This is a genomic window from Sulfitobacter sp. SK011 (assembly GCF_003352065.1).
Lineage (GTDB): Bacteria > Pseudomonadota > Alphaproteobacteria > Rhodobacterales > Rhodobacteraceae > Sulfitobacter.
This window is the reverse complement of record NZ_CP025803.1, coordinates 2,848,791-2,864,414: the sequence shown is the minus strand read 5'-3', so window position 1 is coordinate 2,864,414 and position 15,624 is coordinate 2,848,791. Positions and strand designations below refer to the sequence as shown.

Annotated in this window: 11 protein-coding genes and 1 riboswitch; of the genes, 10 read left to right on the top strand and 1 reads right to left on the bottom strand. The window is 58.2% G+C overall.

Annotated elements, in window-relative coordinates:
• Positions 1–15: 15 nt before the first annotated feature.
• Positions 16–92: riboswitch (SAM riboswitch) on the top strand.
• Positions 93–157: 65 nt separating this feature from the next.
• From metZ to C1J02_RS14085, 5 genes are all read left to right on the top strand, one after another.
• Positions 158–1,339 carry an O-succinylhomoserine sulfhydrylase gene (gene metZ, locus C1J02_RS14105; protein WP_114880611.1) on the top strand — a complete coding sequence of 394 codons (1,182 nt, stop codon included), beginning with the start codon at positions 158–160 and terminating at the stop codon, positions 1,337–1,339.
• Positions 1,340–1,444: 105 nt separating this feature from the next.
• The gene (folE2, locus tag C1J02_RS14100) at positions 1,445–2,539 is read left to right on the top strand and encodes a GTP cyclohydrolase FolE2 (RefSeq protein ID WP_114879140.1); all 1,095 of its coding nucleotides are present in this window, start codon (positions 1,445–1,447) and stop codon (positions 2,537–2,539) included.
• Between the two features lie 185 nt (positions 2,540–2,724).
• A complete protein-coding gene (locus C1J02_RS14095) occupies positions 2,725–2,964 on the top strand; it encodes a hypothetical protein (RefSeq protein WP_254693105.1) in 240 nt (79 codons plus the stop codon).
• A 146-nt stretch (positions 2,965–3,110) separates the two neighbouring features.
• On the top strand, positions 3,111–4,559 hold the full coding sequence (locus C1J02_RS14090; RefSeq protein WP_205389921.1) for a TrkH family potassium uptake protein: 1,449 nt from the start codon (positions 3,111–3,113) through the stop codon (positions 4,557–4,559).
• The gene (locus C1J02_RS14085; protein WP_114879139.1) at positions 4,559–6,157 is read left to right on the top strand and encodes a 5-guanidino-2-oxopentanoate decarboxylase; all 1,599 of its coding nucleotides are present in this window, start codon (positions 4,559–4,561) and stop codon (positions 6,155–6,157) included. The genes C1J02_RS14090 and C1J02_RS14085 overlap by 1 nt, the downstream gene beginning before the upstream one ends.
• 39 nt (positions 6,158–6,196) lie before the next feature.
• On the opposite strand, the gene C1J02_RS14080 is transcribed toward C1J02_RS14085, so the two are convergent.
• Positions 6,197–8,020 carry a serine protease gene (locus C1J02_RS14080; protein ID WP_114879138.1) on the bottom strand — a complete coding sequence of 608 codons (1,824 nt, stop codon included), beginning with the start codon at positions 8,018–8,020 and terminating at the stop codon, positions 6,197–6,199.
• Between the two features lie 156 nt (positions 8,021–8,176).
• Here C1J02_RS14080 and C1J02_RS14075 point away from each other — a divergent pair, with 156 nt between their 5' ends.
• From C1J02_RS14075 to C1J02_RS14055, 5 genes are all read left to right on the top strand, one after another.
• Positions 8,177–9,115, top strand: a complete 939-nt coding sequence (locus C1J02_RS14075; RefSeq protein WP_114880605.1) for a glycine--tRNA ligase subunit alpha — start codon at positions 8,177–8,179, stop codon at positions 9,113–9,115.
• Between the two features lie 25 nt (positions 9,116–9,140).
• Positions 9,141–9,665 (top strand): DUF6446 family protein, encoded by a 525-nt coding sequence (locus tag C1J02_RS14070; protein WP_114880606.1) that lies wholly within the window; start codon positions 9,141–9,143, stop codon positions 9,663–9,665.
• A 64-nt stretch (positions 9,666–9,729) separates the two neighbouring features.
• Positions 9,730–10,548, top strand: a complete 819-nt coding sequence (locus C1J02_RS14065; RefSeq protein ID WP_254693104.1) for a DUF1206 domain-containing protein — start codon at positions 9,730–9,732, stop codon at positions 10,546–10,548.
• 81 nt (positions 10,549–10,629) lie between these two features.
• Positions 10,630–12,948 (top strand): glycine--tRNA ligase subunit beta, encoded by a 2,319-nt coding sequence (gene glyS / locus C1J02_RS14060; protein ID WP_114879137.1) that lies wholly within the window; start codon positions 10,630–10,632, stop codon positions 12,946–12,948.
• A gap of 88 nt (positions 12,949–13,036) precedes the next feature.
• A complete protein-coding gene (locus C1J02_RS14055; RefSeq protein WP_114880601.1) occupies positions 13,037–15,574 on the top strand; it encodes a putative PEP-binding protein in 2,538 nt (845 codons plus the stop codon).
• Positions 15,575–15,624: the final 50 nt, after the last annotated feature.

Sequence of the window (15,624 nt, the reverse complement as noted above, 5' to 3'; positions counted from 1 at the left end):
TGCGCAGCGGCGTAGATCATGACCCGTGGTGATTTGTTACCGGATTGCGGGCCACGTTAAATATTCCGCTAAAAGGTCAGGATGAGGGACCCCCTTTCGCTTGACCGCGTCTGGGGTTTTTTTATGTCCGATCCATCGGGCCAGAAGGATGAAGAACATGAGCAATGACTGGCAACCACGCACCCGCGCCGTACACGCAGGCACCCGCCGCAGCCAATACGGCGAGGTCAGTGAGGCAATTTTTCTGACTCAGGGCTTTGTCTATGAGAGCGCCGAACATGCGGAGGCGCGGTTTTTGGAAAGCGGGCCGGATGAATTCATTTATGCGCGCTACGGCAACCCGACGGTCAAGATGTTTGAAGAACGCATCGCGTCCCTTGAAGGGGCAGAAGATGCCTTTGCCACCGCAAGTGGCATGGCGGCCGTATCAGGTGCGCTGACATCCATGCTGCGCGCGGGGGATCATGTGGTGTCTGCGCGGGCGCTTTTTGGCTCCTGTCTATATGTGCTTGAGGAAATCCTGGTGCGTTATGGCGTTCAGGTCAGCTTTGTTGACGGGACCGATCTGGCCGCTTGGGACGCAGCGATCACGCCGGAAACCAAAGCGGTCTTTTTCGAATCCGTGGCCAACCCGACGCTTGAAGTTGTTGATATCGAAGAAGTTTCAAAACTCGCGCATGCCAAGGGCGCATTGGTGTTAGTTGATAATGTGTTTTCCACACCGGTGTTTTCGAACGCCATCGCACAAGGGGCCGATGTGGTAATTTATTCTGCGACCAAACACATCGACGGGCAGGGACGTGCGCTTGGTGGGGTTATCCTTGGCAGCCGCGATTTCATCCGTGGCACAGTAGAGCCTTACATGAAGCACACCGGCGGTTCGATGAGCCCGTTTACCGCTTGGGTCATGCTTAAAGGATTGGAAACCATGAGCCTGCGGGTCCGTGCGCAGGCGGCCAGCGCCCTTGAGGTCGCTCAGTCGTTGGAGGGTCATGCGGCACTTGCACAGGTGATCTATCCAGGCCTTTCCGCCCATCCGCAGATTGAATTGGTCAAACGGCAGATGGGGCAGGGCGGTACGGTTTTGTCCATTGATTTGAAGGGCGGCAAGGCCGCAGCATTTAAGTTTCTGAATGCCATAGAGGTCGGCGTGATCTCAAACAATCTTGGCGATGCAAAGACAATTCTGACACATCCCGCAACGACGACCCACCAACGGTTGCCTCAGGATCAAAAGGATGCGCTTGGGATTACACCGGGATTGGTTCGGATCAGCATCGGGCTTGAGGATGCCGCCGATATCAAAGCCGATATCATGCAGGCTTTGGCGGCAGTTTAATTTGGATCTGTTTGCCAGCGATGTGCGTATTATTTCTGCCGATTGGTAATTCGGGCCCTGCGCCCCTACATTGCAGGTCATGCGGCTGTTTCAGGGAGCTTTGCGATGAATGTTGTGACACCGGTTTCAGAAGATGCTGATGGTAAAGCGGCCAAGGCGGCCCTTGCCACCCTAAAGGCATGGGCAGCAACAGCCAGCAAAGCCGAGATTGACGCGATGGACCCTGCGCTTGCGCATCTGCTTGAGGCCGGACACTCCTATCCATCCTTCAACCGCACCTATCCAGACGATTTTGTCGCGGGCGACAATTACAAAGCGACGATGCCTGATCTGCAAAACGGTCCCAGCAGCCTGATCCGTGGGGCCAAGCAACAAATTCAGCATGTGGGCATCAGCAATTTTCGCCTGCCGATCCGGTTTCACACCCGTGATGGCGGTGATCTGACGCTTGAGACGTCCATCACCGGCTCGGTGAGCCTTGAAGCGGATAAAAAAGGCATCAACATGTCGCGCATCATGCGCAGTTTCTACAAACATGCGGAATCCACCTTTAGCTTTGAGGTCATCGAGGCGGCGCTGGACGATTACAAGGCTGATCTGGACAGTCTGGATGCCCGCATTCAGATGCGGTTCTCCTTTCCGATGAAGATCGAAAGCCTGCGTTCGGGTCTGAGTGGCTATCAGTATTACGACATCGCGCTTGAGCTGGTCGAACAGCGCGGCGCGCGTCAGAAGATCGTACATCTGGACTATGTCTATTCCAGCACCTGCCCCTGTTCTTTGGAATTGTCTGAACATGCCCGTGAAACGCGCGGTCAGTTAGCCACGCCCCATTCGCAGCGGTCCGTGGCCCGGATATCTGCCGAGGTGAATTGTGATCAGGATTGCCTGTGGTTCGAGGATTTGATCGAAGCATGCCGCCGCGCGGTGCCCACCGAAACGCAGGTGATGGTCAAACGGGAAGACGAACAGGCCTTTGCCGAGTTGAATGCCGCCAATCCAATCTTTGTCGAAGATGCGGCGCGGCTTTTTTGCGAACAGCTTCATGCAGAACGCCGGGTTGGTGATTTTCGTGTCATCGCCAGCCATCAGGAAAGCCTGCACAGTCATGATGCCATCAGCATCCTGACCGAAGGTGAGACATTCGAGATGAACAGCATTGATCCAAAACTTTTTAACACGCTGTTTCATGTGGGCTAGCGGCATCAGACCGCGCATGTCCTGCATGGTCTGCTCAGGCCATCCGGGTAAGGATCAATGGGTCCCCCTCTCATCGACCATTGCAAAATCACACCATCGGCTATGCAAAACTGTGGGTTCTGCTGCGCTGCAGCATTGCCTATCTACGGGTCAGGGAAGAGAACATAGGAATCTAAGGTACTAAAATGACCTACCAAATCACAACTGCCCCGATCTCTGTCGCCCACCGCGCACAGCACGCCCTTGAGCGGGTTGGATCCTTCTTTGGCGCAATCGGCCACGCGATGATGGTCAATTCAACTGGCCAACAGCGGCTGGACCAAATTCATGCGCTTCAGGCTAAATCGGACGCAGAGCTTGCAGAGCTCAACATCAAGCGCGACAACATTGTCCACGAGGTTTTCAAGGACCTCTATTACGCCTGATCCGACCACACCAATTCAATTGGTGACGAAGCAACGGCCCGCCCAGCACATATGCTGCCCGGGCCGTTTTCATGTGTGTGGTTTTGCGTGGCAATTGGCACCCTGACTGCTTGACACTGACAGGTGCCCGCGCCAACCCTTCGTCCATGTTGGATATGCGCCCCGTTGGATATGTCGTTGGTCTTCTTGTCGCCGTGATGGGCGTGACCATGATTGTACCGCTCTTGGTCGACCTTGCTGAGGGGCGTGGGCATTGGTCCGTGTTTCTTGAATCCGGATTGATCACGATACTTGGCGGCAGCATGATTGCACTGGCGTCATCCAACGGTGTGAAACAGGGGCTTACGATCCAGCAGACTTTCTTGCTGACCTCTGGTGTTTGGCTGATGTTGCCGCTGTTTGGCGCAATTCCTTTCATGCTGGGGGCGACCGAGGCGGGATTTACCGACGCGGTCTTTGAGGCGATGTCGGGACTGACCACAACCGGATCGACGGTTTTGTCGGGGTTGGACGATTTGCCCAAAGGTTTGCTGTTGTGGCGGGGCATCCTGCAATGGCTGGGTGGCATTGGTATCATTGTTGTGGCGATGGTGTTTCTGCCTGAACTTCGGGTCGGCGGGATGCAGATTTTCAAATCCGAAGCCTTTGATACCTTTGGAAAAATCCTGCCCCGCGCAGGCGAGATCGCCACCCAGATTGCGGTCATTTATGTTTGGCTGACATTGGCCTGCGTGCTGAGCTATCTCGCGCTGGGGATGAACACATTTGATGCAACGGTTCACGCACTGACCACCGTGTCGACCGGTGGGTTTTCCAACTATGATGCCTCGTTCGGTACTTTTTCGGGCAATGCGGAATATGTGGCGTCGGTCTTCATGATCCTCGCGGCACTGCCATTTGTGCGCTATGTGCAATTGCTCAACGGCAACGCCTATGCCTTGCACCGCGACCCGCAGATACGTGGCTTTCTGATGACAGTAGGAATCCTGGTTGCGGTGGTGTTCGTCGCCCTTCAACGGGTCTTTCCGCACCACTGGGAACAATCACTGCGTGAGGCGCTATTTAACATCACCTCGATCATATCGGGCACGGGCTATGCGTCGGTTGATTATATGACCTGGGGTAATTTTCCGGTCGCGCTGTTCTTTTTCATCGGGTTGATCGGAGGCTGCGCGGGGTCAACTGCCTGTTCGATCAAGATTTTCCGCTATCAGCTGCTGTTTGCGTCGATCCGTGCGCAACTGCGGCGCATTCGGTCGCCCCATGGCATCTTTACGCCGCGATATGACGGGCGGCCAATTGGGCAGGATGTCCTGTCGTCTGTAATGTCGTTTTTCATGTTCTTTGTTGTGACCTTGGGGCTGGTATCGGTCGCGCTCAGCATGACAGGATTGGATTTTATCACCTCCGTTTCTGGTGCGGCGGCGGCACTTGCCAATATCGGGCCGGGTTTGGGCGATATCATTGGCCCGTCGGGCAATTTCGGCAGCCTTAATGACACGGCCAAGTGGATACTGACCGCTGCGATGCTGATCGGACGGCTGGAGCTGATGGCGGTTTACGTCATTTTCACTGCAAAATTCTGGAGGGCCTGATGGCTGATCAAACACGGCCCTTGGGCGCGCAAATCTCTCACATGCTCAAGGATCGCGGCGTCGATGTGATCTTTGGCATTCCGGGCGTACACAATCAGGAAATGTACCGTGGCATCGAAGAAGCCGGGATCACCCATGTGTTGGCGCGCCACGAGCAGGGGGCGGGCTTCATGGCAGATGGCTATGCCCGCGCGACGGGGCGTCCGGGCGTGGCCTATGTGATCACTGGTCCGGGGGTGTGCAACATCATGACGCCGATGGGGCAAGCCTATTCGGACAGCGTCCCGATGCTTGTGATCTCAAGCTGTCTGGATGAAACGGCCGCGCGGCGCGGGCAATTGCATCAGATGAAAGATCAGGAAATCGCGGCCGGCACGGTTTGTGACTGGTCTGAGACGGCCCATTCAGCTGAGGCTGCGTATTCGTTGATTGACCGTGCTTTAGGTGAATTTGACGTCAACCGACCGCGGTCAAAACACATTCAGGTGCCCATCGCCCAGTTGGAGGCATCGGCACCGCCACCGCCGTCACCGTTTCCCGCACCCACCGGCGTGCCTGTTGCTGACACAGCGGTAGGAAACGCAAGTGATTGGGTTGGCATGCTTTCGCAAGCGCGCAGGCCGCTCCTTATCTTTGGTGGGGGGGCTGTCGGTGCCGCCGCGCCAGCCCGCATGCTGATGAAACGTACCGGTGCTGCGGCATTCACGACCTATGCGGGGCGCGGTATTCTGCCCGCAAATGAGCCGCTGAACTTTGGATCCTACCTTGCCCGTCCCGACAGTGTTTCCATCTTGGAAAAGGCCGATCTCATCATTGCTGTTGGCACCGAGCTGGCCGAGGTGGACTTGTGGCGCGCGCATCTTGGGCACAATTGTCCGATGATCCGGGTGGACATCGATCCGACAGTCCTTCGAGATCAGCAGCGCGCCGACGTTCAGGTAGCCGCAAGGGCCAATGGCTTTTTGGAGGGTTTGCTGGAAGCCATGCCAGAGGATATGAGCCACGACTGGACCGCTGCTGAGGTTGCCGCCGCGCGCAGCAAATGGCATGCCGAGGTCGAGGCGGAATACGCCTCGATCCCCACCATCGCTGAAACCTTGCGCGACTGCCTGCCTGAAGGGACGATGATCTATTCCGACATGACCCAATTCGCCTATGCCGCCAAGGAGGTCTGGGATATGGACAGTCCCCGCCACTGGCATCATCCCTACGGCTTTGGCACGCTGGGGTATGCCCTGCCTGCCGCCATTGGCGGGGCCATCGGACGGCCCGGCAAGCCTACTATGGCAATCATGGGCGACTATGGGTTTCACTATACGATGCAGGAATTGGGCGTGGCGGTCGAACTGGGCCTGAGCATCCCCATCATCCTGTGGGACAACGGCAAGTTGGGTGCGATTGAGGCCAGCATGGTCGGCGCGCAAATCGCGCCCAATGCGGTGATCGCCCGCAACCCGGATTTTGTGAAACTGGCCGAGGCATTTGGTGCTCAAGCGGTGGCACCACAGACTCTTGCAGACATGCAGGATTTTGTCAGGGCGGCATTTGATGCCGATGGTCCGACGCTCATTTACCTGACACCGGACATCACCGGGTAAGCGACGTTTCGTTTGCAGACCCGGTAACGTCGCGGTTGCTTATTCCCAGCAGCTGACCAAAACGGTCATGCCTTGTGCCGCTATCGTCAGGTCACGCGGCGCAATCCTGTTCGTGTTGTCCGTGGCCGTGACGTTCAGGCCGGCTGTGCCTGCCATTTCGGCAATCACAGTCTGATCCAAAGCAAAGCTGACGTCCTTGGGCAATTGCGGTCCATCGGACGGCTTTGGCAACAGCATGCCGACAACGTTGCCGCTGATGTCGAAAACCGGCCCACCAGCGTCTCCGGGTTGTGCTGTCAGTTCCAGACGGCTCAGGTTTTCTTCACCCTGCAACCCACGCACATCGGACAGTTTGCCAAAGGTCAGTGTCGCCGCATTCAACACACCTTCATAGGAATACCCGGCAACAGATACTTCTGATTGCAGACGCGGGGTCACGGTGCCAAACGCCGCCACTGCCAAGGGGGCCAGCGCGCTGCGCGGTTTCAGGATGGCCACGCCATTGGCCGCGTCATCGGCCACAACATCGGCTTCCGTATCGTCATCAATGGTCAAACGACCGCAGGACTGGACGGCCTCGGACGCGGTTGCAACCGATCCTGCGCCATCAATGAAAAAGCCTGAACGCGAGATTTTGGGTTGGCGGATTTGCAAACCTGCCACCAGATCAATTGCCTGTTCTTCGGCACTGCCGGCGGCCGGATCGAGGACACCGGGCAGACGTACAAGGCTTTTTGACATTTCAGCAATCACGCGGCGGCGGCGTTCCTCGTCACCTGCGGGCCAGATCAATGTGAACCCTTTGATCTGTCCATCGATCAATGACACCTGAGTCTGGCTGATGATGCGACCGTTTTCCCCGATCAGTTCGAACGATGTGTTCTTGCGTTCGCGCGGCCCATCAAGCGGCACAATTTCCAACGTCTGCATGATGTCATAAAGGCCAAACAACGTGTCCTGATCCCCCGCCTGAGAGATCAGCAAAAGCCGCGCGCCAATGTCGCCCGAGCTGTTGTAATGCGCAAAGGGGGGCTCGTATTCGGCAAAGCTGACTTCGGCGGTGGGCATCACCATCTCGATCCCCGCCTTTTCGTCGCGCACGACTTGCAGGCCCAGGCCATCCAGCACTGCGTTATATTGTTTGAGCAGTGCTGCGCGTTGCAGCGTTGTCAGAATGCCCGTTACTTCAAAGCCATTGGCCTCTTGCCAGGCCGCCATCGAATTGCGCGTTCCGCGTCCGTAAGACCCATCAATGGCCGCCGCGTAAAACCCGGCCCATTGCAGCGCAATCTGCAATTCTTTGCGCTCATCTGCTGTCAACAAACGTTCGCTCAATCGGGCCTCCTGCGGGCTTTCATCCGCAGGTTCGGGCAGGGCGGGAACCTCAGGAACTTCGGTGATCTGTGGGGCCTCTTCGGTGGGGGCCTCAGCCAAGGGGGCTTCGGCGGGCGCTTCCGGGGCCGGCTCGGTGGTGTCCACAGTGTCAGGAACCGCAATCACCCCCTGGTTCAGTACATTCGCGCCCACGGGCCAGAATTGCTGACGCAGGCGGCTGGACAGTTGAATAAAGCTGTCACGGGGCACCAGTCCGTCGCGCACATAGCTTTGCAGGACCAGTTCCGCATCGGCCCGGCGATAGGGTCCAACGGCGATGCCGTACCATCCGCCGCCCAAGGAAAAGCCATTCACATCCTCAAGCAAGGTCGTATAGGCGCGCGCCCGGTCTGTGGCCGCAGCAAGGCTTGGTTGTGCTTCAATCTGCACCCAGACGACGTCGTCTGCCGATTGCGCCTGGGCCGCACCGGCTGTGATCAGGGAAACTGTGAACAACATCGCCAGAACGGCAAAAAGGCTACGCATCATCGTGACATCTACTTCTGCAAACTAAAATCCGGCGCACATAAGCAGGAAACCGACCTGATTGCCATCGATTTTGGGGCCGAAATAGTCACAATGCTGCAATTGACCCTTGCGCGCCACGCCCGTAGGAAAGGCGCGCAGGATCAAAGGTCTAAGTTGATGTCACAGAACACCGAAAAACCCCGTTCTTTCCAAGCGATCATCCTTGCGCTGCAAAGCTATTGGGCGCGGAACGGATGTGCGATTCTCCAACCCTACGACATGGAAGTGGGCGCGGGCACGTTCCATCCTGCAACCACGTTGCGCAGTCTGGGCACGCAACCCTGGTCGGCCGCCTATGTGCAGCCCTCGCGCCGCCCCACGGATGGGCGCTATGGTGAGAACCCCAACCGGTTGCAGCATTACTATCAATATCAGGTGCTGATCAAACCCAGCCCGCCGAACCTGCAAGAGCTCTATCTTGGCTCGCTTGAGGCGATCGGGATCAATATGGACCTGCATGACATCCGCTTTGTTGAGGATGACTGGGAAAGCCCGACCCTGGGTGCATGGGGTCTGGGCTGGGAAGTCTGGTGTGACGGCATGGAAGTCAGCCAGTTCACCTATTTCCAGCAGGTCGGTGGCCATGATTGCCATCCGGTATCGGGCGAATTGACCTATGGGCTGGAACGTCTGGCGATGTATGTGCTGGGGGTCGATCATGTGATGGACATGCCATTCAATGACCCGGATGCGACCATTCCGCTGACCTACAGGGATGTGTTCAAGCAGACCGAAGAAGAATACGCGCGCTGGAACTTTGATGTGGCCAACACCGAAGTGCTCTTGCGCCAGTTCGAAGAGGCCGAGGCGCATTGCAAGGCCATTCTGGAAGAGCCGCCGACCGATCCCAAAACCGGCAGACGTATCATCATGGCGCATCCGGCCTATGACCAATGTATCAAAGCCAGCCACATCTTTAACCTGCTCGACGCGCGCGGCGTGATTTCTGTGACGGAACGACAGGCCTATATCGGGCGGGTGCGCAACCTGTCCAAGATGTGTGCGGATGCCTTTGTGCAGACCCGCGCAGGTGGCTGGTCAGAGGATGCGGCCTGATGGGTGTGGATCTGGTTGTGACGCCATGAACGGCAAGATTGTAGGACTGGTCATCATGTTTTCAGGGCTTATCGCGGGCACAGCACTTTATTATTTGCAGGTCTACGGGTTCTACAAGGAGGTCGAAGGCGGCGATGTCCAGTTGGTATCAGTTGTTTCAAACCTGCCTGAGCCGATCCCGTTCGACGGTCTGACCGCGATTGACGCTGACAGTTCGCCCATTCGCTATCGTGCCTGCTTTACCACCGAGTACAGCCTGTCCTTGCTGACAGAATCATATGTGCTTGCCGACAAGGCCACGCCGCGCAACGCGCCGGGATGGTTTGACTGCTTTGATGCCGAAGCAATTGGCACCGCGCTTGAAGATGGCACCGCGCTGGCCTTTATCGGACAGAAAAACATTGCATATGGCGTCGATCGCCTTGTCGCCGTCACCGACAACGGGCGCGGTTTTGTGTGGCACGAGCTTAACGAATGTGGCGAAAAATCCTATGACGGCACTGTCATAGGCGAAGAATGCCCTGATCTTCCGGCACAAAATTCAAATTAGTGCCTGCACATTTGGAACCAATGCACCGCTTCAATCGCTAGGTTGCATTGGACAGGGGGCTGAAATGGCAAATACCACGCACAGTGGCCTGAAATGGATCATGCGTGCCGGATACAGCGCGCGGGGCGCGATTTATCTGCTTGTCGGCACTCTGGCACTCTTGGCGGCTTTCACCTCTGCTTCTGCATCAGGCACCAAGGACGCGCTGGTTGACCTGCGCGCGCTGCCATTCGGAATTCCGGCGCTCTGGGCTATCGGCCTTGGGATGATCGCCTATCTGATCTGGCGGATTGCTGCGGGCATCGCCGATGTGGAGGATCACGGCACCTCGCCCAAGGGTCTGACGGCCCGTGGGCTACAGATCATCACCGGGCTGTTGCACGCTCTGATCGGCGTTGCGATCATCGGTCTTGCCGTTGGCGGGCAGGGGTCTGGGGATCGCTCGGCGCAGGATTGGACCCAAGTTCTGATGTCGATGCCGATGGGGCGTTACCTGGTGGCTGCCGGGGCGCTGATCTTGTTGGGGGCCGGTATTTATTATGCCCAAAAAGGCTGGCGCGGCACCTATAAGTCGCATCTGGAACGGACCCGGCTGACCGAACGCGTGGACCCGATTTTGACCGCAGGCCTCGTGATCTATGGCCTGATGATGGCGTTGATTGCTCTGTCGCTGGCCTTTGCGGCGCTGAACGCGGATCCGACACAGGCCGGTGGGCTGGGCAAGGCCCTACAGGACCTGCGCGCAATGACGTTTGGCCGGTTGCTGCTGGGGGGTGCCGGGCTCGGGCTGCTGGCCTTTTCGCTTTATAATTTCATTGAGGCTGCGTACCGCGTTGTGCCGAAATTCTCTGATCCTGACATTGCGACCCTCATAGACAGGTAAGGGTCTGGACCCGCGCCGCGCGTCCCGCTAACTACGGGGTCGCAACGACGCGCCGCATCGCGGCAATAAAAGGGTGTCCCCGTGCCAGACCTGTTGATCGAACTGTTTTCCGAGGAAATTCCCGCGCGCATGCAACGTCGTGCCGCCGAGGACCTGCAAAAGCTGATCACAAACGGTCTGGTTGACGCCGGGCTGACCTATGCCTCTGCCGCCGCCTTCTCAACCCCGCGCCGATTGACGCTTGCGGTTGAAGGGATGCTGGATGCGAGCCCGCGACAGGTTGAAGAACGCAAAGGCCCCAAAGCCGACGCGCCCGAAAAGGCCATTGAAGGGTTCCTGCGCGGTGCGGGCCTGACCCGTGACCAGCTTGAGGAACGCGAGACCCCAAAAGGGGCGATCCTGTTTGCCAAGATCGAAAAGCCGGGCCGCCCGGCAGCAGAGATTGTTGCCGAGGTTCTGGAACAGACGATCCGCAATTTCCCATGGCCGAAATCCATGCGCTGGGGATCGGGCATGCTCAAATGGGTGCGGCCGCTTCATTCGATTGTCTGCGTGATATCAAAAGAGGACGGCGCAGAGGTTGTGCCGTTCGAGCTTGACGGGATCACGGCGGGCGACGTGACCTATGGCCACCGTTTTCTGGCCCCGGATGCGATCAAGGTCAGCGGCTTTGAGGATTACGAGACCAAACTCAAACGCGCCTTTGTGGTCCTGAACCCTGAGGAGCGGGCCGAGACGATCTGGCACGAGGCCACCAATATGGCATTTGCAGGCGGGCTGGAAGTGGTCGAGGATGCGGGCCTGCTGGCCGAGGTTGCCGGGCTGGTCGAATGGCCCGTGGTTCTGATGGGGCCGATTGGCGCGGATTTTCTGGACCTGCCACCAGAGGTTTTGCAGACCTCGATGCGCGAACATCAGAAATTCTTTTCGGTGCGCAATGCCAAGACCGGGCGGATCGAGAAATTCATCACGGTCGCCAACCGCACCACCGTCGATCACGGGGCCACGATTTTGGCGGGCAACGAAAAAGTGCTGGGTGCGCGTCTGTCAGATGCAAAGTTTTTCTGGGAGAATGACCTGCGCGTGGCCAAGTCCGAAGCGGGCATGGCGACGTGGGTCAAGGCACTTGAGAATGTGACCTTCCACAACAAACTGGGCACGCAGGCCGAGTTGATTGAACGCATGGCCGTTTTGGCCCGCGAACTGGCCCCGATGGTGGGGGCTGATCCGGATGAAGCGGAACAAGCCGCGCGGCTGGCCAAGGCTGATCTGTCGTCCGAGATGGTCTATGAATTCCCCGAATTGCAGGGGCTGATGGGCAGCTATTACGCCCGTGCAGCAGGCAAATCTGACGCCGTGGCCGATGCCGCCCGCGACCACTACGCACCGCTGGGGCCGTCTGATGATGTGCCAACGGCACCTGTATCGGTTGCTGTGGCACTGGCCGAAAAGATCGACAAGCTGACCGGGTTCTGGGCGATTGATGAGAAGCCCACGGGGAGCAAGGACCCGTTTGCTTTGAGGCGGGCTGCGTTGGGGGTTATACGGGTAATGGTTGAGAATGATGTTCAGCTCAATATTATCGAAGACGTTCTACAAACGTCAGCGGGCATTTACGCAGGCCAATTCAGTCAATACGCAGTGGAAGAATTTAGTATTGAATTGTCTAATGCCGTAAGCATTTTTGGGAGCGTAAAAGAAGCCTTAGGCTCACTGAGCGAATTGGAAATCGTCGAACGCGCGAGCTCAATTGAAAACATATTTGAGGTTTTGAAAGCGGAAGAGACCGACCTTAGCACAGCAACAGAAAACACGGTAAAAGAGATACTAAAGTTTGAAGTTAATCATACCTTTAAAGGTATTATGCATCGACTGGAGGACCTCCTCTCCTTCCTCCACGACCGCTTAAAAGTCTACCTCAAGGACCAAGGCGTCCGCCACGACATCATCGACGCGTGCATCGCGATGCCCGGCAACGACGACCTGACCCTGCTGGTCAAACGTGCCAAAGCCCTCAGCGATACTCTCAAAACCGATGATGGTGAAAACCTGATCCAAGGCTTCAAACGCGCCAACAACATCCTGACCCAAGCGGAAGAAGCGGACCGCGTCGAATATTCCTACGGCGCGGATGTGAAGTTTGCTGAAACCGACGAAGAACGTGCCTTGTTCAATGCGCTCGACGCCGCCGAAGCGGTGATCACACCCGCGATGGCACAACAGGATTTCACCACCGCCATGTCCGCCATGGCATCGCTGCGTGGTCCCATTGACGCGTTCTTTGACGCGGTGCAGGTCAACAGCGACAATGGCACGATCCGGCGCAACCGTCTTAACCTGCTCAGCCGTATCCGCACCATCTGTACCAGCGTGGCGGATCTGACCAAGGTGGAGGGCTGACACCTGCGGCAATAACACAGGCTTGCCAGACGCATTGAACTGCCTATGCTGCGCGTGAAACTCAAAGGTGCCGCAGCGCAGAAAATCCGTGGAAAATAATCCTGATACCACTCTCGTGACCCAAACCGCGCCGATCGCCAATGAAACCCATGGCGGGCGCGCGAAATGTTTGCAGCGGTTGGTGCGGCTTGATCTGCCGGTGCCGCGGACCGTGGCGCTGTCGTTCAAGGCGGTGCACAAAATCGGCGCGGGCCATTTGCCGGATGTGCAGGCCGTGGTGGCGCAGTTCCCCAAAGGCGCGCTGATGTGTGTGCGGCCCTCAAGCGAGGACCCGGATTGGGGCGGGCCGGGAGCGGTTCTGAACATCGGGATCAATGACGCGCGATTTGCCGAATTATGCGAGACAATGGGTGAAGGGCCGGCGGCGTCGCTCTATACCCGATTTGTGCAATCCTACGCAGTCAATGTGGCGCGCCTGGATCCCGATATGTTTGATGAGATTGAGGGCGAAGGGCGCGAGGCGCTTGCGGAATCGCTGCGCGCCTATGAGGCCGAAACCGAAGAAGCGTTTCCGCAGGACACTGCAACGCAGCTGACCGCCGTGTTGCGGTCCATGGCGCGGGCCTGGGAAGGGACTTCGGCCCGCCTGTTGCGCCAGGCCAAAGGTGCGCCGGCAGATGCCGGGCTGGGCCTGGTGGTACAGGAAATGGTGTTTGGCATTGGCAGCGGTCAGTGTGGATCAGGGGTGTTGCAGCTGGTGGACAGCGACACCGGGCTGCCGCAGATCACCGGGCGGTACATGTGCCAGTCTCAGGGACGCGATGCGCTGCACGGCGATGCCGGCGCGATGTATCTGACCCGTGATCCGCGTGGTGCATCATTGGAGGAGGCAGTGCCGGAGGCGTTCGAGACCCTCAAAACGCACGCCGCCCTGATGCGCGCGCGGCTGCGTGCCGAAATGCAGGTCGAATTTGTGATCGACGAGGGCAAGGTGCACATCCTTGACGGGATGCGGGTGCCGCGGTCATCGCGTGCTGCCGTTCGTATTGCCGTGGCGCTGGCGGATGAGGGGATCATCAGCCGCGAGGAAGCCTTGATGCGGGTGCAGCCCCGGACCTTGACTGAGCTTTTGCACCGTCAGGTTGATCCATCAGCCAAACGCGATGTGATCGGGCACGGCATTGCCGCCAGCCCCGGTGCGGCCACAGGCAAGATCGTCTTTTCCGCAACCGAAGCGCAGGCGGCTGCGTCCCGGAGTGAGCCGTGCATTCTGGTCCGTCGCGAAACCAGCCCTGAGGATATTCGCGGCATGCATGCTGCCCATGCGGTCCTGACTGAACGCGGTGGCATCACCAGCCATGCCGCCGTGATCGGGCGCGGTATTGGTCTGCCATGTGTGGTGGGCGCGTCGAACATGACGTTCAATCTGGTGAAAAAGACCATCACCGCGCCGGATGGCCGGGTTTTTGCGGCGGGCGATGAGATCACAGTGGATGGATCCGCCGGTGAGATTTTGGCTGGTGCCGCCAAGATGCAGGAAGCGGCCCTTGACGAGACATTCCAGCGGCTGATGGATTGGGCCGAGGAGGCGGCGGATATTGGCATCCGCGCCAATGCTGACACGCCAGCCGATGCGCAGACTGCGCGCAATTTCGATGCGCATGGCATTGGCCTGTGCCGCACAGAGCATATGTTTTTTGAACCCGGACGTCTGACCGTGATGCGCGAGATGATCTTTGCCGAAAGCGGGGAAGACCGGCGTGCCGTTCTGGAACGTCTGCTGCCCATGCAGCGCGATGACTTTACCCAGCTGTTCCGCATCATGCAGGGTCAGCCGGTGTGCATCCGCCTGTTTGACCCACCGCTGCACGAATTTCTGCCAGCTGACAAAGCGGGACAACGGGAACTGGCAGAAGCGCTTGATCTGCCGCTCTCTGACGTGACCCGGCGCATTGACGCGCTGACCGAATACAACCCCATGCTGGGTCTGCGCGGGGTGCGTCTGGGCGTGACCGTTCCCGAGATTTATGAGATGCAGGCGCGCGCGATCTTTGAAGCGACAATCGACGCCAGCCGTGATGGCGACCCTGTTGTGCCCGAGATCATGATCCCGCTGGTGTCTGCACGGCGCGAGGTGGAGTTGGTGAAAACGGCTGTTGATGCCATTGCTGCGGCTGTGCGCAACGAAGGCGAGGCGGACTTTACCTATCGCCTGGGGGTGATGGTTGAAACGCCACGCGCCGCGCTTCGGGCCGGAGAGATCGCGCCGCATTGTTCCTTCCTGAGCTTTGGGACAAACGACCTGACCCAAATGACCTATGGGCTGTCGCGCGATGATGCGGGGCGGTTCATGTCGGACTATGTCCAGCAGGGTGTGTTCCCCGAAGACCCGTTTCATGTGCTCGATGTGGACGGTGTTGGCGAGCTGCTGCAACTGGGGGCCGAACGGGGGCGCGCCGCCCAACCGGGCATCACTTTGTCGATCTGCGGTGAGCATGGCGGCAACCCCGAATCGATTGCATTTTGCCGCGCGGCGGGCTTTGACTACGTGTCCTGCTCGCCGTTTCGCGTACCGGTTGCACGTCTGGCAGCGGCGCAGTTGGCGATTTTACACAAGATCGGGTAGGTCCAGCAGCACCAAAACGCTACAGATTGAGTCGGTGCGCGGCTTTTCGC